This window comes from Nostoc sp. NZL (assembly GCF_015714705.1).
Lineage (GTDB): Bacteria > Cyanobacteriota > Cyanobacteriia > Cyanobacteriales > Nostocaceae > Nostoc > Nostoc foliaceum_A.
The window spans coordinates 28,578-48,467 of sequence record NZ_WBKL01000030.1 but is presented as its reverse complement, the minus strand read 5'-3'; the positions used below and the strand labels follow the sequence as shown (position 1 = coordinate 48,467).

General features: G+C 42.4%; 22 protein-coding genes, 1 tRNA gene and 1 pseudogene. 10 read left to right on the top strand and 14 right to left on the bottom strand.

What is annotated here, in order from left to right:
- Positions 1-169 precede the first annotated feature (169 nt).
- Positions 170-967, bottom strand: coding sequence for a TIGR00297 family protein (locus F8R90_RS03885; RefSeq protein WP_196509643.1), 798 nt, complete (start codon positions 965-967; stop codon positions 170-172).
- Between the two features lie 540 nt (positions 968-1,507).
- Here F8R90_RS03885 and F8R90_RS03880 point away from each other — a divergent pair.
- The gene (locus F8R90_RS03880) at positions 1,508-1,939 is read left to right on the top strand and encodes a VOC family protein (protein ID WP_196509642.1); all 432 of its coding nucleotides are present in this window, start codon (positions 1,508-1,510) and stop codon (positions 1,937-1,939) included.
- 91 nt (positions 1,940-2,030) lie between these two features.
- Here F8R90_RS03880 and F8R90_RS03875 read toward each other — a convergent pair whose 3' ends face one another.
- Positions 2,031-2,669: an esterase/lipase family protein gene (locus F8R90_RS03875; protein ID WP_190892647.1), complete on the bottom strand. Its 639-nt coding sequence runs from the start codon at positions 2,667-2,669 to the stop codon at positions 2,031-2,033.
- Positions 2,670-3,175: 506 nt separating this feature from the next.
- On the opposite strand from F8R90_RS03875, the gene F8R90_RS03870 reads away from it, so the two are divergent.
- Entirely contained in the window at positions 3,176-3,700 is a 525-nt protein-coding gene (locus F8R90_RS03870) for a hypothetical protein (protein ID WP_196509641.1), read from the top strand.
- A gap of 54 nt (positions 3,701-3,754) precedes the next feature.
- Here F8R90_RS03870 and F8R90_RS33775 read toward each other — a convergent pair.
- The 5 genes and pseudogenes from F8R90_RS33775 to F8R90_RS03845 form a co-directional block, all read right to left on the bottom strand.
- Positions 3,755-3,949, bottom strand: a pseudogene (locus F8R90_RS33775) (after-VIT domain-containing protein); the annotation flags it as partial.
- Between the two features lie 101 nt (positions 3,950-4,050).
- Entirely contained in the window at positions 4,051-5,124 is a 1,074-nt protein-coding gene (locus tag F8R90_RS03860; protein WP_196509659.1) for a tetratricopeptide repeat protein, read from the bottom strand.
- Positions 5,125-5,188: 64 nt separating this feature from the next.
- Positions 5,189-5,896, bottom strand: coding sequence for a 16S rRNA (uracil(1498)-N(3))-methyltransferase (locus F8R90_RS03855; RefSeq protein WP_196509640.1), 708 nt, complete (start codon positions 5,894-5,896; stop codon positions 5,189-5,191).
- Positions 5,897-5,983: 87 nt separating this feature from the next.
- Positions 5,984-7,900, bottom strand: a complete 1,917-nt coding sequence (gene sir / locus F8R90_RS03850) for a sulfite reductase, ferredoxin dependent (RefSeq protein WP_196509639.1) — start codon at positions 7,898-7,900, stop codon at positions 5,984-5,986.
- A gap of 240 nt (positions 7,901-8,140) precedes the next feature.
- Positions 8,141-8,680, bottom strand: coding sequence for a hypothetical protein (locus F8R90_RS03845; RefSeq protein WP_196509638.1), 540 nt, complete (start codon positions 8,678-8,680; stop codon positions 8,141-8,143).
- Positions 8,681-9,074: 394 nt separating this feature from the next.
- Between F8R90_RS03845 and F8R90_RS03840 the strand changes: the two genes are divergently transcribed.
- Positions 9,075-10,016, top strand: coding sequence for an ADP-ribosylglycohydrolase family protein (locus F8R90_RS03840; RefSeq protein ID WP_196509637.1), 942 nt, complete (start codon positions 9,075-9,077; stop codon positions 10,014-10,016).
- Between the two features lie 209 nt (positions 10,017-10,225).
- Here F8R90_RS03840 and cutA read toward each other — a convergent pair whose 3' ends face one another.
- From cutA to F8R90_RS33330, 5 genes are all read right to left on the bottom strand, one after another.
- A complete protein-coding gene (gene cutA / locus F8R90_RS03835; protein WP_196509636.1) occupies positions 10,226-10,552 on the bottom strand; it encodes a divalent-cation tolerance protein CutA in 327 nt (108 codons plus the stop codon).
- Between the two features lie 5 nt (positions 10,553-10,557).
- Positions 10,558-11,559: a transposase gene (locus tag F8R90_RS03830; protein ID WP_196509635.1), complete on the bottom strand. Its 1,002-nt coding sequence runs from the start codon at positions 11,557-11,559 to the stop codon at positions 10,558-10,560.
- Positions 11,560-11,580: 21 nt separating this feature from the next.
- On the bottom strand, positions 11,581-12,432 hold the full coding sequence (locus F8R90_RS03825) for a hypothetical protein (RefSeq protein ID WP_196509634.1): 852 nt from the start codon (positions 12,430-12,432) through the stop codon (positions 11,581-11,583).
- A gap of 140 nt (positions 12,433-12,572) precedes the next feature.
- Positions 12,573-13,232, bottom strand: a complete 660-nt coding sequence (locus tag F8R90_RS03820; RefSeq protein WP_190892674.1) for an Npun_F0813 family protein — start codon at positions 13,230-13,232, stop codon at positions 12,573-12,575.
- Positions 13,233-13,317: 85 nt separating this feature from the next.
- The gene (locus F8R90_RS33330) at positions 13,318-13,443 is read right to left on the bottom strand and encodes a hypothetical protein (protein WP_269141723.1); all 126 of its coding nucleotides are present in this window, start codon (positions 13,441-13,443) and stop codon (positions 13,318-13,320) included.
- 146 nt (positions 13,444-13,589) lie between these two features.
- On the opposite strand from F8R90_RS33330, the gene F8R90_RS03815 reads away from it, so the two are divergent.
- The 3 genes from F8R90_RS03815 (at position 13,590) to F8R90_RS03805 (ending at position 15,832) form a co-directional block, all read left to right on the top strand.
- A tRNA-Arg gene (locus F8R90_RS03815) sits at positions 13,590-13,662 on the top strand.
- Between the two features lie 69 nt (positions 13,663-13,731).
- Complete coding sequence (locus tag F8R90_RS03810) at positions 13,732-14,412, top strand: group I intron-associated PD-(D/E)XK endonuclease (protein WP_196509633.1); 681 nt, start codon at positions 13,732-13,734, stop codon at positions 14,410-14,412.
- 307 nt (positions 14,413-14,719) lie between these two features.
- On the top strand, positions 14,720-15,832 hold the full coding sequence (locus F8R90_RS03805) for a tyrosine-type recombinase/integrase (RefSeq protein WP_196509632.1): 1,113 nt from the start codon (positions 14,720-14,722) through the stop codon (positions 15,830-15,832).
- 151 nt (positions 15,833-15,983) lie between these two features.
- Here F8R90_RS03805 and F8R90_RS03800 read toward each other — a convergent pair whose 3' ends face one another.
- A complete protein-coding gene (locus F8R90_RS03800; protein WP_196509631.1) occupies positions 15,984-16,202 on the bottom strand; it encodes a hypothetical protein in 219 nt (72 codons plus the stop codon).
- Entirely contained in the window at positions 16,195-16,362 is a 168-nt protein-coding gene (locus F8R90_RS03795) for a ribbon-helix-helix protein, CopG family (protein ID WP_196509630.1), read from the bottom strand. Before F8R90_RS03795 ends, F8R90_RS03800 begins: the two co-directional genes overlap by 8 nt.
- A gap of 106 nt (positions 16,363-16,468) precedes the next feature.
- Here F8R90_RS03795 and F8R90_RS03790 point away from each other — a divergent pair, with 106 nt between their 5' ends.
- From F8R90_RS03790 to F8R90_RS03775, 4 genes are all read left to right on the top strand, one after another.
- Complete coding sequence (locus F8R90_RS03790) at positions 16,469-17,107, top strand: hypothetical protein (protein WP_196509629.1); 639 nt, start codon at positions 16,469-16,471, stop codon at positions 17,105-17,107.
- A 522-nt stretch (positions 17,108-17,629) separates the two neighbouring features.
- Positions 17,630-17,803 (top strand): hypothetical protein, encoded by a 174-nt coding sequence (locus F8R90_RS03785; RefSeq protein ID WP_196509628.1) that lies wholly within the window; start codon positions 17,630-17,632, stop codon positions 17,801-17,803.
- 156 nt (positions 17,804-17,959) lie between these two features.
- The gene (locus F8R90_RS03780) at positions 17,960-18,109 is read left to right on the top strand and encodes a plasmid mobilization protein (protein ID WP_196509627.1); all 150 of its coding nucleotides are present in this window, start codon (positions 17,960-17,962) and stop codon (positions 18,107-18,109) included.
- A gap of 96 nt (positions 18,110-18,205) precedes the next feature.
- Positions 18,206-19,792, top strand: a complete 1,587-nt coding sequence (locus F8R90_RS03775; RefSeq protein ID WP_196509626.1) for a VapE domain-containing protein — start codon at positions 18,206-18,208, stop codon at positions 19,790-19,792.
- Positions 19,793-19,890: the final 98 nt, after the last annotated feature.

Sequence of the window (19,890 nt, the reverse complement as noted above, 5' to 3'; positions counted from 1 at the left end):
ATATCAGCGTTAGTGTAGTCGTAAGGCAGATTGCTTATTTTCTCTCAATGCCCAATGAGGCCAGCCAATCATCGGGGAAACCCCTTGGCCCTAGACTCTTACTTTTGGAGAAGACCTTGCTGGTTACCCAATGCCCCACCTAAACGAGTAATTATTTATTCTCACCGTTCTACTTAATGAAACTTATCCATGTCCAGGCAAGTAACACAGCTGCGATCGCACCGATTAATGTATTAAAAATATTTACTACTTCATTAGTCAGCCAAGTATACTTAGATTGCAGTGTTGCCCCAATCACACTTTCTAAATTAGTGGCAATAAATGCAGCCAGCACACACCAAGCTACTCCCAATAGGTCAATTAAACCAACTCCCCAACCAACAAATGCGATCGCTACAGAAGCCACAATACCAGCTAAAGTTCCTTCCAAGCTTACCGCTCCTTCTGTACCACGAGGCACTGGTTGGAGTGTGGTAATTAAAAAGGTGCTTTTACCATATGCTTTACCAACTTCACTAGCAGTGGTGTCAGCCAGCTTGGTACTAAAACTCGCTACATAGCCTAACAATAATAGGGACTGGGGATTAAGGGCTATAAATTGGGGACTAAGTACAACAAATCCCGAATTGATTATCCCTACTCCCAAGGCACACAGTGCCCCAGTCAAAGCCGAACCCCAAACATTTTCTGGCCCTCTTGCCCCCGAACGCTTTTCGGCAATTCCTTCTGCCTCCTTCTGGGCCATACCGATGCGGGTAACGCCAGAACCAACCAGAAAATAGAACATTACGACTGCATATCCTTGCCAGCCTAGAGTTACCCAAATTAGGATGGCCAAAAACCAAGCGTGGAATAATCCAGCAGGGGTAAGCAGCTTTTTCGGAGTAATCCAAGCTAAACCCAATAGAATTGTGTTTAATACTACCCCCACCAACCAGGGATTCACAGAATTAATTAAGGATGACATCAGCAATTAATCATGAGTAATTTTGTTTGAATATCAACAGAATAACGAATTTGTCATGCTTAAAGCTTAATTTATGAAACCTCTCCACCTAAAGTAATATGTTTGTATTGTTAAACTCAATAGCGTAGGCATCGCCCTGAAAGCTGAATGTAAAACTACAAACAATGTTTTAGATATACACTGCAATCTTGACTAAAGAACGTGGATTAAACAAAATGCAAAGCTTTTCACTTATTTGGGTGGACTCTTCAAGTGCGTAACGCATCCAAAGCACTTTCATCGGATGCGTTAAGTTTCCAACACACCCGATGAAAGTCGTAAGTTATTAAATCTTACGTTCCTAAGCGTCTGGCAATACAAACCTAAATTAGTATAGCCGCAGGGTGTAACACCTGAAGTGGTACTCAGTCACCAATCTTAGCCATAAGGATAAACAATATAAGTTAATGTCAATTAAAACTGTGTTCAAGTTAACCACAATCAAGACTTAACAGCATAAATTGTAGATACCATGAACTACTAGTCTTTTCCACACAAGCTATGAGCCAAACCTTATTCCATCTTGCTTTCCCTGTGACTGACATTGCCCAAACAAAAGCATATTACGTGGATGGCTTGGGCTGCATTCCTGGTCGTGAAAACCATCATGCCCTGATTCTTAATCTCTACGGGCATCAACTAGTGGCTCACATCACCAAAGAACCCTTGACACCACAAAAAACTATCTATCCCAGACACTTTGGGCTAATTTTTACGCAAGAAAGTGACTGGCAAGACTTACTAAAAAGAGCACAACAACAACAGCTACTTTTTCGTGAAGAAACCAAAAATCGCTTTGTTGGTTCTCCTCTTGAGCATCGCACTTTCTTTTTAGAAGATCCCTTTTTTAACCTAATGGAGTTCAAGTATTATCGTTACCCAGAGGCGATTTTTGGGAGTTACGAACATACACAAATTGGGGATAGGATTTAAGAAATTCGTAATTCTTAATACTCGCCTCCGACGAGAAGCAAGCTACGTAATTCGTAATTGAAAGATGAATAAATCCAGTATGGCAAGCATTCTAGCTACTGACTGGATTTTTATTCAGCAAGGGTAGCTTAATACCCTTTGCTAAAGCTGCTTTCACTACTGCTAAACTTCTAGAGTCTGTCAGCATCCAAGGGTGTAAAGCAACTGGTACTATGACTTCGCTTCCTACGGGCATTTGTGAACTATTTGCTGGGACAATCATCAAATCATAAGGTGTCCATATAGATGTAAAATCTAGCTGCCCCAATATTACAGCATCAGAATTTAAATCTTTGAGAAAAATACTGTCAGGGCGCATTTGTATGCAACCAGGACGCAAGGAACCATAAGCAACCACGGTTCCATGATGAGGGGAAGAGATCGTGATAAACCGCTGAACGCGGTTAATTCCTCCCAGTCGCTGGACATAGTAACGGCTGACAATTCCTCCCATGCTGAAGCCTACTAAATCTAGCCGTTGTTCTGGCGCAAATGTGGCTGTAACATAATCTGCTACTTGCTTTGCCAACTCATCAAGACCCACACTACCATTATTAGGTACGAGATCCAGGGAATATACAGACCATCCCTGTAGTCTTAACTGAGCCGCCATTTTATGGAAAACTGCCTCTGTATCGTCAATCCCGTGTATTAACAAAACGGGATTGCGTTGTTGATTTTCAATGTTCATTTACAAAATCTAGCTGAATTAGGGGGTGTATTTCACGTTTGTAGGTACATACTGCTCTACAAACTGAAGCTATTCTTTTTCGGATTCTTTATAAAGATATCTTTGCAAAACCGAAATGCTTCCAAAGCTAGTACGTATAAAATTTAACTAATTAATCTCATGATCTGCCAATAGGCTATGACACTCCTCCTACTGGTTGAAAGTAAACCGCTTGCTTTTCTCTAAGCAGTAATTTCCAAACAAAGAAATGTTAAATTTTGTAAAGCCGGCTTTCAGAATCTTGCTCTTAGTTACAGTAAAATTTAATAATTAGTTCTCGGTGTATACAGGTTGCAAGTGCTTGCAAAAGAACATTTGCCCTATAGTTTTACTACAATGTTGATTAAGCTACAAGCCTATAAGGGTTGTCACCAGAACAGGTGACGCAAAGCAGAAAACGTAACATTATATCGTAATTTTTAACGATTACGGTCGAGTTCCAAATATAAAAGGCAGGAGTAATTGTAATGGATTTTATCAAAAAGTTAATTTCGGGTATTCTGGGTTTCATTACCGGACTGTTACCAGGCAAGAAGAAAAGCAACGGCTACTTTTTGGAATTGGACGAAGCCAAAGATGCTGCTAAAGATGCTGCTAAAGAAGTAGCATCGAACGCTAAGAAAGTAGCAGAGACAGTTGTATCGAATGCTAAAAAAGTAACAGAGACAGTTGTATCAGAAGCGCCAGAAGCATCCAAGCCGGCTTCATTGAACGGAACAAAAACCGCCGCAACTAAGGCTAAAGCAAAATCAGCTAAAAATCCCAAACCAGCCGATGTTACGCTAGTCCAGACTGCTGAGGGTCTGAAAGTTGAACCTGGGAAAAATGCAAAAGCCGCAGCAGCCAAAGTAATCAAAGAGCAGCCAACTGAAACTACCTTTGCGCCTAAATATCTCGCTCCTTCGGCTACTAGCTCTAATGGTCGTCGTCGTCCAGGGGCAAATATGAGTGTTTACCTAGACATGGCACGTCAGGTTAAAACCCCTGGTTAATTCTTAGAGGCGCGAAATTTCGCGTCTCTTTTATATCTCTATAGTATTCATGAGTTAAGTGTAAATACGCAAGATTAGGACAAGTTTACCAGCTGTAGATGGGGGAACTCTCCAAAGTAGGAGCGATCGCTTAATTTTCTCCACTACAACTGCATCTTTTAGAGTCGAGGCTTTATCATCTAAAACTACCCCTTCTACCCGACCTTTCTTGACGCTAAACTCAAAGACGATTTCACCAGTAAAGCCGGAAGGTAAGTATTGTGTCCTTCAGAGGATTGAACGTACAAACCGCCGAAATTATGATTTTGATTGGCTACTGTATTCATAGGTTAGATAGTTTCTTTGTATAACTAATCGGCATCTTTAACAAACACCAGTCCACTATATAAATGAAAAGCTGAGTCCCAATTAGTCTGTTCCCTACGCAACAAATGAATGTGAGACTTGATATGACTCAGCATTTCTGTTTGATCTAATGTTGTATCTGCAAAAGATGTGAAATCTGACCAAATTTTGACTTGAGGTAGTTGCTGGTCAATCCAACTCGATAAACTATTCCAATTAATTCTGATTGTATTTTGGCTAGCTTGAGGAATGATTTCTAAACCTTGCTGAAATTCATAGCCGTTATCATCAAATCGGAGAATGCAACGTCTACCAGGTAGGTGTAAATCACAAAACTGGGCATAGTCTTGTGTTTGAGTTTTCCATTCCAGTTTACGGCGGGCATCAACATCTACAACTTGTTCAAAAATAGGCAACATTCCCACTACTCTTGCTGTGACTTCTGACCAGTCAAAAGTGAGAGAACCGAGTTGATTGGTGTCATTACGGCAAACAACAGTAGCTTGTGGGCTAGATTCTTGGAAATATTTGACTTGATAAACTTGAATTTGTTGAATTTGAGGTATTGTTGCCCAAAAGCAAGAAATACTAGCCTGCTGTAACTGTTTGCCGTAAAATTTTAGTTCTCCCACTTGACCAGTGCGGTACAACCTCCAGCCACGACTTGGCAGTAATAGCCTTGCAGTATAAGGGTCTAGCTGCATAATTTGGGCGAATTTGCGAGATGCTTCTGTTTTCATCTCGTTACTGAGTGGTTCTAAGACTAGTACGCCAAGTTCGGTGTTATTAGGTTCAGATTTTGCTTGGGAAATGGCTCTTTGTCTTTCTTCAAGCTCCGTTTCTTGTAGTCGTTGTAAACTTTGACGTGCTAGCGTCACTATTTTGGTATTTGTCGTATCCCGCAGCAATTGCCGATAAATTTTTTCCGCATCCTGACGCTTTCCAGATACTTCATGCAAACGACCAAGATAAAATTGCACCCAAGGATTGTCAGGTGATTCTTTTTGCAGCTGTTTGAGTAATTTAGCAGCTGTTTGATAATCTTTATGGTCAAAGGCGATCGCAACTTGCTCAATCATCACTTTAAATACACGGTGGAGTGATGTCTCGCGCAAAATTAATTTTGCGTGAGCTATAAATCATTTATACTTCACAACTTGCGGTAATCAAGGATAATGCTACTACTGGGGCTGTAACTGCCCTCAGGATGCGGCGACCAAGGGAAACAGGTTCAAATCCAGATGCGATCGCATTCTCAATTTCTTGTGTTGTCCATCCTCCCTCTGGGCCAGTAGCAATGACAATCTCGTCAGAGATGCTACTCAGCACTTTGTTTAAATGGGGATACTCACCACGAGCTTCACAAATGTAACGGTGACTTGTCTGATTAGCGGTGACAGCAGTGCTAAAAGCAACAGGCTCTAAAATTGTCGGCACGAATGAGCGCTCTGATTGTTCGGCAGCTTCCGCAGCGATGCGCCGCCAGCGTTCTAGCTTTTGAGGACTAGGATGAAGCAAAGTGCGATCGCTCAATACTGGTGCAATACAAGCTACTCCCAACTCTGTACAACACCGCACCACTTCATCAAATCCATTGCCTTTAGGCAACGCCACCATCAGCGTAATCGATACAGGTAATTCAGTTTCTACTAAAAGCGATTCTAAAACCTGTGCTTGTTCCCCTGCTAGCTGCGCTAACCACCATTTTCCCTTACCATCCATTGCAATAAAGCGATCGCTTTCACGCAAGCGCAACACACGCCCCAAATAATGTTGCTGTTCTTTAGTGAGCAAAATTTGCCCTTGTTGTAATTGGGAGGGTGCGATCGCAATTCTTTGCAGTTGAGACATGAGATTTGAGAATTTCAAGAATATAAAATCAAAGATGGACAAAGATAAATCCATCTGTGTCCATCATGGTTTAATTATTTATTCGGCTTACGAAAGATTCTGGAAGTAAGCTTCTAGAGCTTCAGTCACTAACTGAGTCATAGGCTTACCTTGGCTTTCTGCTACTTCCTTCAACTTGCCATAAACCTCTTCTTTCAAATTTACCCGATGGCGCGATTTGTTTGCACCATTAGCCGTGTTAGGTTCGTAAGTGCTAGCAAATTCGCGGATGGCATCAAAACCAACGCGATCGCAAAAATCACCAAAGCTTTCCTTCGATTTCCGAGATTTCTTAAAGTAGACAAAAATCGGTTCTAGGAAGCTGTCTAAATCATTGTGGTGCAGCTTCTCTGTGTAAGGTTGTGCCAGTCGAGTCTGATTTGGCGAACCCCCTAACCATAATTGGTAAGATTCTGGGGCGCTACCGACAAAGCCCAATTCTGCTAAGTAGGGACGAGCGCAACCGTTGGGGCATCCTGTCATCCTTACCACAAAATGCTCATTTTGTAAACCAACTTTATCTAACAGAGCGCGAACCCGCTCTAAAATACCTGGTATTGCGCGTTCTGATTCCGTGATTGCCAAACCGCAAGTGGGCAAAGCCGGACAAGCCATTGCATAGCGCACTAAAGGTTCGATTTTACTAGGGTCGTCTCCTACACCGTGACGGCTGAGAATGTCTTGAATAGCTTGCTTGCTATCTGGTTCGATATCGTAAAAAATTAGGTTGTGGTTGGCTGTCAGACGGATGGACAAGTTGAACTGCTCGACAATTTCCCGCAAGGCGGTTTTCAGTTGAAACGAACCTTCATCCTTGATTCGACCATTGTCAATGGAAATTCCTAAGAATAGCTTGCCATCACCTTGCTCATTCCAGCCGAGGAAGTCGTAATATTTAAACTCTGGCAGTGGTTTAAAGGCTTCAATTGATTTACCGAAATATTCTTCAACTTGGGCACGGAATTTATCTAGGCCCCAGTCGTTGATTAGATATTTTAATCTGGCATGACGACGATCAGTGCGATCGCCATAATCTCTCTGGGTCGCAACAATCGCTTTCACAATGTCGTAAACGTCATCTTTCGCCACATAACCGATGGGGTCTGCTAACCTAGCGAAAGTTTCTTCTTTACCGTGGGTTCGCCCTAAACCACCACCAGCAAAAATATTAAATCCTTCTAATTGCTTCTTCTTATTGGTAATCACTACCAACGTCAGGTCTTGAGAATACAAATCAATCGAATTATCCCCTGGCACCGTCACGCAAATTTTAAACTTGCGGGGCATATAGTACGTGCCATAAATCGGTTCTTCGTTGTCATGGATAATTGTGCCATTCCCATTGCGTTGTCGGGCTGCCTTTACCTCTGGGGCTTCTTCAGCACTAATTGCTTTTTCCCCATCTAACCAAATTTCGTAATAAGCGCCTGTTTGTGCTGTCAACAAGTCAGCAATATTCTGGGCATACTCCCAAGCATACTGATACTCTGGGCGATTCTTAAAGGGGGCTGGTGGTGCCATCACGTTGCGGTTAATGTCGCCGCAAGCTCCCAAAGTCGAACCCAGGTTCTTGACAATGGTGGCAATTGCTGATTTAAGATTCTTCTTTAAAATTCCGTGCAGTTGGAAACCTTGACGGGTTGTTGCTCGTAGCGTGTGGTTGCCATACTCATCAGCTATTTTATCTAAAGCCAGATACAGCTGCGGCGGTACTAAACCACCCGGATTTTTTGTCCGCAGCATAAACTGGTAATCTTTTTCCTGTCCCTTGGTGCGGTTGTCGCGATTATCCTGCTGATAGGAACCATGATACTTCAAAAGCTGCACCGCACTTTCGGTAAAATGCGTAGTGTCTTGAAGAATTTCAGTTGCTACAGGTTCACGCAGAAAATTACTATTTTCCTTGATTCCTTCTACTTTGGAAGGCTTACGGCTAGCGATAGGGGAAGGAGCAGATTTAACCATTAGACTTGTATAGTATTCTCAATAAAGCATTACGTAGACACCGAATCAGCACCCTTCGGCTACTTGATCCCCGGTAATCCGGCCGGAATAATGAGGAATATTTTAATTTTACCACGGCAAAAGCCGGCTTTGTCAGTGATGTAATACTTAACAAAACCAGCTTTTTGGAGTAGTGAGTTTTAAGTGCTGAGTCCTGAGTACTTAAGTAAAGTATAAACTGACTGAGGACTCAATAATCTTTTATTTGAAGCGATATCCAATACCGCCATTGATACTAACAGCAGGAGTATCGCTATTTTGGTAGGCACCAAGCCCGACTTTAGCATTAGTGTAGACGAGGAAGTTGTTAGCAACTTCCGATTCAACACCAGCACCTACCACTACTGAATCTTTGTTACCTATGGGAGTTGGTGAGCCATCTTTCTCTACAAAAGAATAACCACCAGTTAAATAGGCATTAGTTCTATTAGCGATGGGCACATCTACAGAAAGTTCTGGGATAATAGCACTTGTCTTATCACTCCAGAGGACATTACCGCGTGCAGAAAATGGCGTAGTTCCTAATTTCACGCGACCTGTGACATTACCACCAAATGTGGCATCATCGTTGATACCTTGTCCGCCGCTGGTAACGCCAGCTGCAACACCAGCACCAATATAGCTAGCATCAGTACCCTTTTTAGTTTCAGCAGAAGCTTGACCAGCTGATAGGAAAAAAGGAGCAACTATTAAGGAAGACAATGCAGAAATTGTCATGAAAGACTTGAGTAAGCGCTTCATAATTTTTACCAAATTTTGTATTTTTTACTTGTATATTCCAAGTCGAAAATCGTGTGATAATGTTCCAAATGTTTCCCAGATTTTATTAAATGAATGTGGCTATTGATGCATAACGCTTAGAGGTTAACTATCCATGAGAATAATAAATAAGCTGTTATAATTACATTCAATGTCTTTTCATCCAAGTTCTTTGTTCCAAAAATAGACGCTTTTAAAACTGGCACAATATTTGGAACTAAAACTAAGTCGGGATATGGTAAATAAAATACCCGACTAACAATTTTTTACCGAGCTTTTTACAGAGGATGAAAAAGTAGGCTGTAGCATCTGTTGCAACAAGCTATAGAGAGAATCTATAAAGTTAATTTTGAGCAGTTATCGTGGAGATTGAATAATGCTAACCGCTGCAAAAACGTTGTCTGGTTTGATGGGTTTATGTGTCGGTGATGCGTTGGGTGTGCCGGTGGAGTTTACTAGCCGCGCTGAACGAGTAAAATCTCCAGTGACAACGATGTTAGGTTATGGCACATGGAATCAACCACCAGGAACTTGGTCAGATGACAGTTCCTTAAGCTTTTGCTTGGCAGAATGCCTTTGTAGAGGGTATTCGTTGGATGCTATAGCCAATTCCTTCTGGCGCTGGTACAAGGAGGCTTACTGGACTCCCCGTGGCGATGTCTTTGATATTGGTCAAACTACCCACACAGCAATTATGCGCTTGAAACAGGGAGTTGTTCCCCATCAGGCGGGCGGTAAGGTTGAAAATAGTAATGGCAATGGTTCGTTGATGAGAATCTTGCCGATGGCTTATTGTCACAGAAACTTGACTTTAGGCGAATTGCTAGCACGGGTGCATGATGTTTCGGCGATTACTCATGCTCATGCGCGATCGCAAATGGCCTGCGGCATTTATATTAGTATTGCAGTGGCGCTCTTGGAAGGGGCTGACCTTCAAACAGCTTATCTACAAGGATTGCAAGATATCCAAACAATTTATTCTGTGCGGGAGTTTTTGTTAGAGAAGCCGCATTTTGGCAGAGTTTTCAGTGGTGAAATTGCCAAAGTACCAGTGGAAGAGATTAATTCTGGTGGCTATGTGATTGATACCTTAGAGTCATCCTTATGGTGCTTGTTAAATAGCTCATCTTATTCTGAAGCAGTGCTGAAAGCTGTCAACTTAGGCGGAGATACAGATACTACTGCTGCCGTCACCGGTGGGTTAGCGGGTATTTACTACGGCGTGGAAAATATTCCCAGACAATGGATGAACCAAATTGCCCGTAAACAGGACATTATCTACTTGGCAGAGCGTTTTGCAAGGGCTGTTTACGCTTAGGACAACATTTCATTAATTCTTTGCGTCCCTCTGTGCTTACCTTCGCGGCCCTATCCTGCGGGAAGGCGTTCGCGTAGCGTCTCGTAGAGAAGCGCCTATGCGTTTAAATTTCAACCCTCAATTCGCCACGATTTTACGCAAAGCTTTACTTAGAGTTATTAGTTGAGAGGAAAAAGTGAGGAGTTATGAAAATTCTAACTCCTCACTCTTTAACTTTTAACTTGCTGAGAAATCCACTGCAAGTAGGCTTTAGAACTGGCAACAATTGGTAAAGCAATAATTTCTGGCACTTCATAGGTGTGCAGTTCCTTAATTTTGGCCTCCATTGCAGGAAATTGTGCCAAATCAGTTTTAATCAATAATTGCCATTCTTGCTCTTTATGCAGTTCCCCTTGCCATCTGTAAATTGAGTGGATTGGTAACAGACTCACACAAGCAGCGAGTTTTGCTTCCACAAGGGCATTTGCAATTGTTTCTGCCTCCTGGATGTTGCCAGTTGTCACCAATACCAGACCATAGCCAGCAGGTGTCTCCATGACCTCTAAACCGTTGCAGACAAAGAATAGACCTGACCATCAATCAGCAGTCGTGTAATGCCCTTAGCTTGGAGATGAGTCCGAGCCTTATGGAGCATTTTACTATCGGGAACTTTAATCACGCGATCGCGCTTCGTAGAAAAACGCTTTGCAACGCGATGGTTATCAAACACTGGCAGAGTTCTTTGCTGGGTTTCCAGGCTGGGAATTTGCCCCAAATCACCAAAGTCCTTGAGAGGTCGGGTAATTAATTCCGAAGAACGGTCAATCACCAAATAGCAAGTTTTCGGCAAATTGGCTATCGACAGAGGTAAAACTTGAACTGATGCTTCACCTGGTCTTCTTTTTGTGACTAACGGCCTTTGGTCATCCAGGTCATCGTCATCAAAATCTTCTTCCTCAAAGTCGTCATCTTCTAAATCATCATCTTCTAAATCGTCCAAATCATCCGATTCGTCTAGCAAATCTTCGCCCAGCATGTGCGCGATGACGGCCGCTCCTGGATGTTCATTCTTTAGCGGTGGGATAGGGATGCTAACGATTTCCGGCGGCTTTGGCTCTGGAGTTTCTAATTTCTCTGTGACTCGGAGTTTGGGTTTTTCCGCCGCTGAGGGGCGTCGCCGCACCCGTCTACTAGCAGCGATTGACTCGGCCGTTTCCTCTGAGTAAAGTTGCTCCTCTACATGAATTACCCGACGTGGCTGCAGCTCAACCTTCGGCACTTCCACAGGGTGGCTCTCAATGGGTGGAACTTCTATCTCAAGCTCCGGTTGACTCAGCAGCGGTAATTGCTCGTAACTTACCTGCGCCCTCCCCTCAGGAGTTCTCGCAGCCCGCTTTAAGGAGACTAAGTATTCATACTCATCTTCTGGCAAAGTGCTTTTGAGCAGGCGACTAATTGTCGAATTACTCACACCATAGCGGTCTGCCAAAGTTGAGGTTGTTTCGGCAGTCTCTCGATATAACTTAAGAATTTCTTGCTTGTCAGAATCTGTTAATTTTCTCACGGTAGATACCAAAAATCTTTACTAAGCTCGTTTTCGTCCACTGGTACGCCGCGTTCGTCTTAGTGATGCGTCATATTCTAAGACAGCGCCCATGCCAAATAACACTCCACTGAACACCCAAAACACTTCTAATATTTCCCCACTTTGATAATTGGGGCTTTGGGCGTATTTAAACCACATATCTGCAATGTAAAGCGAAAAGGCCGCCGCTGCAATCATTCGCCAAGACTGGGAAACTCTTCCCCCCCAAAAGGCTAACAGCAAAGTGGTAGCAATAATTAACAAAACCACATCGCTAACTACGTAAAACCAATTCAAAATAGCGACTAGCAGTTCTGAGGGTGTTCCCTGTTGCATAGAAATCCACCATGCTAACAAACTACCGAACATTGCAATTGCTAACACAATTAGCCACTGCCATTTTTCCAGATTGATTCGCCTGGAAGCCACAGCTAAAATCATGCCTGCGCCAAGTAATAGATAACTAAGTACAAAAAATATATCGCCTAAAGACACATCCGGTTCATCTTTTAAAATTATTTCGGTATAGCCGAAAATTATCCCCCCAACGAAATAGGAAAGCATACCTAAGCCAATTAAGAGCCAAACATTTCGGCCACTGACGATTTGCGGACTTAGCCAGTTCCTCAAGCATAAGATACTGGCACCCAAATAAGCTAAAGCTTCAAAAATATTTGTGCCAATCACATACCACTCGGCCCGGCTTTCTATGCCATCTGCTCCGGGAACTTTGGCACTAAACAACAAAAAGTATAGCAGTGCCAGTACGGCCCAGCCAATATTAGCTAAGACAATGTTCTGAGTGGTGAAAATTGATTTAGAAAGGAACGAATTCTCGTAAGAGTTATTCATAGGGCTTGACTATGTAGATGCACTCTGGCAGTATTTTGAGTTAAAGGACTGTATGTCTAGCAGTGTGTCTACTAGGTAATACACAATCGGACACCAAAAGCAAGTGCCAGTGGCAGGAACTTTGTTAAAGAATTTCCATGCTACTGCCATAGTTTACCTAGTGGCGATTGATTTAGCCAAGCGAAAAATAGCGATCGCTCGGCTTCTGGCATATCTTCTAGCTTATAAATCACTTGTTTGGTAAAATTAGCGTTGCCAAAATACGCCTTTCCTAATCGATGCAGTTCTTGTAATAAGATAACTACATGATTTTCTTGCCAATCAGGTATTTTGGCTGTCGGTAACGGATTAGTAGATACCAAATATTTCACTGCTTCTAAGGAAGATGCTTGAGGAAATTGCTTCTGCTTTAACACTTCCGCAATATCTTTTTCAAATAATGCAGCTTGCCGAGCACCCAAAAAATCTTCAATGTCGATAGAAACACCTTGCAACAGCAAAATACTGGCTTGGACTAAAATCGCCGTTTTGCCATGACCACCTGTGTCACTATCCAGCTGCTCTAAACGGATTTTACCCCAGACGCTAAACCGTTCCGGTTCCTCCAATAAAACACAGGCTTTACCCCGATTATCCGTTAATTCTCTCCATAAGGCTCTAGCTTCTTCCTCTTGACTAGCTTTGAAAACACTAATCAAGCGAAAAGTCTGCCCTTGATAATTGAGAATCGGCACCTGCTGATCCTTTTTTGGGTGCTGAATGCTTGATATTTCAACATCCTGCCGTTTGAGAATAAACATGGCACTAGCAAATAACTCCTCACAGGGGCACTCTTAATATGGAATATATAATGGCATTTGGCAGCATCGCCAAGGCTGAAATTACCTAGCATACTGTGGAAATGAGCCTAGCGATCGCCAAATCCTTCCCGAAGGTAGCCGCCCAGAGGGCGTTGGCGTTAACAGGCAAATAACCCCTTGACAACTCAATATATCTAAACCAGTACCCCATCTGTTTCGTTTTCGGTGTAGATTGACTAACTAGCGACTAGCATCTTAGCCTTGCTAGTAGTAAATCTGCAATTTTTGATTGCTTCTTGGTAGGTGAAGACGATATAATAGTGTAGGTGACTCCTTCGGGAGCCATTATTTTGTTTTGGGCGCGTAGCTCAGTGGATAGAGCAATTGCCTTCTAAGCAATCGGTCGCAGGTTCGAACCCTGCCGCGCTCGTTTTAACTCAATATGAACCCTTAAGCAATGTGAAGTGATACAATCATTTGCACATTTGAGGGTTAATTGTTGCTGCATCATACCAAGAACAAGGGCGATATTGCTGCTACGAAAGCGATCGCCGATCTAACGCTTAAAGGATACTTGATTCTTACGCCACTTGTTTGTGAGCATTTACCTTTTGATTTCGTTGCCTACAAAGATGATAAATTTTATAAAATACAAGCTAAATACGCAGCAGACAATAGGGTAGTCAATAAAACTATTTGGGTAGATAAAAATGGAACTCATCAAAAGAAGTACAAAGTAAATGACTTTGACTTTTATGCTGTTTATCTGCCTGATATAGATAAAGTTGTTTATCCATCAATTAACTTTGATGGTTGCTACATAACTACCCAGATACCTAATTCAGCTACACCGTTTTACTGGTGGGAAGATTTTACAGACTTTACTGAAGTAGCCTCTAAGCGAACCTACAAGGAGTTTGGCGTTGATTTAACAAGTAGAAAGGTTAACCCAGACTCTAGGATTCATACCAGAAAAGTAGAAAGACCATCTAAAGAAGAACTAGAAAAACTAGTTTGGGAAAAGCCAACTGCACAAATTGGTAGAGATTTTGGTGTGTCTGATAAGGCTGTAGAAAAATGGTGTAAGGCTTATGGGGTAGAAAAGCCACCCAGAGGATATTGGGTTAAGAAAGCTTATGGAAAAGTAGAGGGACAGTTAATAAGCCATGACGAAGGTTAAACGACCACATCTTTAGTTGGGATGTAAGTTCTATTAGCATAATACCCACTTGATACCCCAAATTTTGGATTCATAGCCAAATTATGTCAAAACATCAACTAAGGGACTCAGTTTTCTCAGCTTTAAATCCCTCTGAAAACCTGAAACCCTTAACTGTTCGTTGATTGTTTTGTAAATTTAAAAAGCCCGTGACGAGGATTGAACTCGTGACCTCACCCTTACCAAGGGTGTAGCCTAGAAGCCCAGAAGCCTTACCTGTAAACACCCTAGCGAGTCCTAGCACAACCTTTAAGACGGGGTTAGGACAGTGAGGGAAATCAAGCCAGTTAATAATAATGGTTCTATTCAGCTAAAGTTCTCCGTAGGGGGTAAAAGGTACTCATTTAACCCAATACCGGGGGGTCAGTTTACTAACCACAGGGACTTCAAGACGGCGCAGGCGATCGCTAGCCAAATACAAAATGACATCCTGGCTAAGAACTTTGACCCAACACTAGACCGATATAGGCTAACTCCAAAGCAGCAACCTATACAATCCGGTAGCCAAACCTCAAAACCTCAAACGTTGTTAGAACTGTGGGATTATTGGGTAGACAGCCTTAATCTTTCAGTAGCTACCAGACAACATCACTACAAGGCTATTAGGCAGCAGATTATAAAAGCTAACCCATATTTGATGGATACGCTGTGGTTGAGCCAATCCAACTTAGCCCCCGCAACTTTTAATCAACGCTTGGGTTATTTGAAAAGATGCTATCGCTGGGCTATATCAAAAACCCTGGTAAATATTAACCCCTATGACGAGCTAAAAAACCACAGGGTTTACGTGAAGTCAATCAAACCCTTTACTTCCACAGAGATTAAAGTGATTATCCGGGGCTTTGAAGAGTTAGCCACGCACTACGCGCCCTTTGTTAAGTTTTTACTGGCTACAGGTGTTAGGACATCTGAAGCTATTGGGTTACGTTGGTGTCATGTAGACTTCGACCAGGGGTTTGTAACCATCCAAGAAAGTCTTTCTAGAGACTGGGCCGGTAACGGGTATCAGAGGGTTAGAAAGGAGACTAAAACAGGCGGTAGCAGACATCTGGGAATGACTGATGAGCTACGGTTACTGTTGTGGTCGATCAAACCTCCTAAACCTGAGCAAGATTCCTTAGTATTTACTACGGTTAAAGGAAAACCTATAGATGATGGTAACTTCCGAGAGAGATACTGGGTTAAGGTACTAACTAAAGTCGGTGTAGATTACCGAAGACCTTATACAACTCGGCACACGACTGCTAGTCATGCCATAGACCAAGGCACTCCGGTTACTGGGGTGGCATACTTACTAGGGCATAAAGACACCCGGATGGTTATGCAAACTTACGGGCATATGGTTAACCGCCCAGAGTTACCGAATATACCTATCAGATAAAAGTTTTTTTAGTCATCTTAAATAACTCAAACTATTGTATATTTCCTGCTGTAGTCAAAGACTAAATAGGGTTCTAGGAAAACACATTATCCTAATGCCAACTAAAAACCCTCTGGATGTCCAGAGGGCTATTTGTTTCATCATTGGTTTTCTAGGGTTTACTGGGTACGTTCTGTAGCCACTGTAGTAGTTTATTAGTTACTTCGTTTTGCTTATCGATCGCGGTATTCAGCTTGATGATAGTATCAGCCATTTTCTTCTGATTTTGGTTTAGTTCCTCGATGGTTTCCTTGAGTGATTTTGGACGTTTAGGTTGTTCTTGGTAGTTCTGTAATAACCAGTTAGGTGAGTGGGTGAAAAAGTTAAACATTTTTGTTATTCCTTAAGGTTTTCTTAGTATTTAATCGGGCTTCTCTGATAGCCGTTCTCAGAACTGTGCTAACAGATTCCCCAGTGGTTTCAGAAAGCTCTGTAACCCATTCATAACTATCAATATCAAGTCTGACTGAAACTCGCGTGTTAGTGGTCATTTATCTGTCCTTTGTGTTTATCGCCTACATCTATAAAGTGTCATTTATTTAGAAAAATATTGACAATGTACAGACAGATAACCCGATATTTTCAAAGGTAAATAAAATGTCTTACTTAGACCAAATCAGACAACAAACACAAGACTTAATCGCCGAGGCAACAAGGGCAAAAAAGGAACTTGATGCGGCAGAAAAGAAGATTAGGGATGAAAAAGTATTTGCTAGTCAGTCTTCATTAAATGCGCTTCATGTTATCCAAGATGCTATTCGGATCTGGATTAAGCAAGGTACTTTGACCCGTAGGCAATCAGAAGTATACCTAAACCGCTATGTGGAACTTTTTGGACTGGAAAAAGCCCAAAATGAATACTTGCGCTTGGCTGCTAACTTGTTAAACCATCCCCATTATGGAGTTGAGACAACTACTAGTAGATTTGGTAATGGGGGTCTTCTGTGGAAAGGTCAGAACTACCAGAACACTCAAGCACTTTATGAAGCTATTCAAGAGGTTTTAGGTGATGATCCTTTTGATTCAGTTGAATGGGTAAATGAAATATTGGAGCTTGTTTTTGTAGACTCTACTAAACTAGCTGCTGATACTTTCCTACCAGACCGATTTGCCTCAATAGCCAACCTAATCCGCCGAATAGTGCAGGAAGCTAAAACACCCGTCAGCATCCCTGATATCTCCCAGTTCACTGTTGATGATGCTGCTTTCTTATCTGCCTTCCTTGGTCGTTTCTAAACCACATTAGGAGCCTCTAGGCTCCTTTGATTAACCTAATAATCAATAGCCCTACTGGACACCCGGTGGGGTTTATTGTGCGCGTAGGGTCGCAGCAAGGCAATATGGGAATCCCCTATTATCTCTGGTTATCTCCGGTTAGCTCGGATTATCTCGGTTTTTGGATACAGCAAGGCTATTGAAAGATTGCCAGCGATCACCATAGTATTTATACTTATAAAGGATAAAACATCGCTATCCTTAGCTGGTAAGGGTTATAGCCATTTAGATGTCCAAAATACTTAGCTGACTTATGATGCCCAAAAGACCGACAGGGTAAGCGTTAGGGGCTTAAAGGTGCGATATTGGAACCTTTTAGTTGCGGCTAGTCGGCTTATGGGTCAGCCAAAATAACCCTAGCTACTCTAACAGGGTTAACCCATGTGCCAGTTTATGCATTTGTGTACCAGTTAAATACTGCCAAATACTGTTAGCTATGTTACAATGATATCAAGGACATCAAAGATATCAGAGGTTAATCAAATGGCTACTACATATAGAAAAACTATCCCATTGCGCTTCGACGATGATCAGTATGTCATACTGACCCATGACCACATTCAATACATGGCTGAGACTGGTAGTAGAGTATCCCTAAATACTTACATAAAGATTAAGTTGGGTTTAGTAGAGCCTATAACCAGCCCAGAAGTATAAGTACTTATTCCTTAAGATAAATATCTAGTATTCTTTAGATTCTCTTAAGGTTTCAGGGGGTAACTCAAGGACAGTCAGAGGCTAGAACCCTGATTCTTTGGTTGATGTTGAGAAATGACAATATCCAAGAGTAGGGACAAAAAGGAACACACCCAAATGACTAGAAACCTAAAGATAAATATCCGGGCTAATGAACAGGAAGTGGCAAAGATTAAACAGCTTGCCGCGATCGCTGGCTACTCTCAGTCTGAATATATTAGGCTAGCGGCTTTAGGCCTTCCCGTGCAACCTCAAGTAACCCAATAAAACAACAGGGGCAACCAGCTACTAACTAGTTACCCCCAACCCTAAATATTTCAAAGAAAACAACAGACAGGGCTAAGTGCCCAAAGGATTTATCTAATGCTTCATTATAACTCAGATACAAGTAATAAGTCAAACTTCGGCGGATTTGATGATGATGATACCAGGGGTGAGCGGGTATTAGCTTGGTTAAGTTCCATAGACTTGTTTGGCTTATCTGTCGGTGTCGGTGGCGATATGTCGCGCTCAGTAGACCCCAAAGATGATGGTAGCCCGGACAGAGCCAAAGTGGAAGCTAGAAAGTTTGTTCAGAACTCCAGAGAGAAAGCCTTTGCATTCTGGCAAGTATTTGAGGCTGTTTATGGTCGGCGGTTAGAGTTAGATGGTTGGGCTGATATTGTCCACTTTGATGGAGCGGCTACCACAAGAGGTAAACTTATGGCCAAGTTAGAGAAAGCCTTACAAATGGCTTCCCCCCATGCGTCTAGAGGTTTTTATGAGCGCCAGTTAGATATTCTGTTAGAAAATAAGAAGTTCCAACCAGTTAAGAAGTACCTATATCGGGTTTATAAAGAGTTCTCAGAGCAAAGGATTTATATTGGGCATTTAAGCTTTGAAGAACAAGAAAAAATAGCTAAGGAAAAGGGGCTTAAAGGAAGACCCTCTCACTACTATGAAAAGGACTTTAGACCCTTACCAGAATGGGATAACTTAGGTAAAATACTGTTTGGCACTGATGACCAACTAACCCATGAAATGATTACCACTTGGTTAGTGGGAGCGGTTAAGCGCGCATTAGACCCAGGTTGCCCCATGAAGCGATCGCTAATACTCAAAGGAGATCAGGATGCTGGGAAATCTGCTTTCTCCAGAATACTGGCTAAGGATTGGGGTACTGAGTTAAGGGCAGGGACTTCCGAGGAAAATATTATTCGCTTATGTAAGTTTACCTGGATTATGGAGCTATCCGAGTGCGATCGCTTATTCAAGGGTAAAGAAGCCAGTGTGCTTAAAAGCTTACTCAGCACCAGAAAGGATACATACATTCAGAAGTTTAAAGAGGCGGATGAGGCATCTGTAACCGAGCGGGTAACTTTATTTATTGGTACAACCAATGAGTCTAAGTTCCTGGTTGATACCACAGGTAACAAGCGCTTCTGGGTAGTAGACATGGAAGATGGCTGGAAGTTACCGCTAGATTGGTTAACCGCCAATGTAGACCAACTGTGGGCAACTGCTTATCATAAGCTCATGTTTGAGGGACATCCTACCGATTTATCAGACAGCAGCCAAGTAGCATCAGAGGTCAGAAATAGAGACTACATGGTAGAGGGTAGCTGGGTGGAACAGCTAGGCCGAGTACTGGAAGTAGCTACTAAAGATGGCAGTAGAGAGATCGCATTTAAGGTGGTAGACATCCAGTCAGCTATGGGGACTCATGCGGATAACCAAGGGAAGAATAAAACCGCAGTTATCAACAGCCTTAAGCAGCTAGGGTATGATCAAAGAGCCGTCAAAGTTAATGGCAAGACAGAGCGGGTTTATACCTTAAAGACTGCTGAGAAACCCAGAATGGCTAAGTTTGTAGATGGTGGGTGGGTTTACTGGTCAGACAAGCTGGATGGCTGGCAATCCTCGGATGATGCCAACATAGAAGACAGGAAGAAAGCCAGAGGTCATGCGTAGGCAACTAACAACTAAATAAATAACCCTTGGTTACATCGGCGGTTTAGCTGGTGTAACCTTTATAGTGCTTATGGGGTATGGCTTCCAGGGTATTGGTT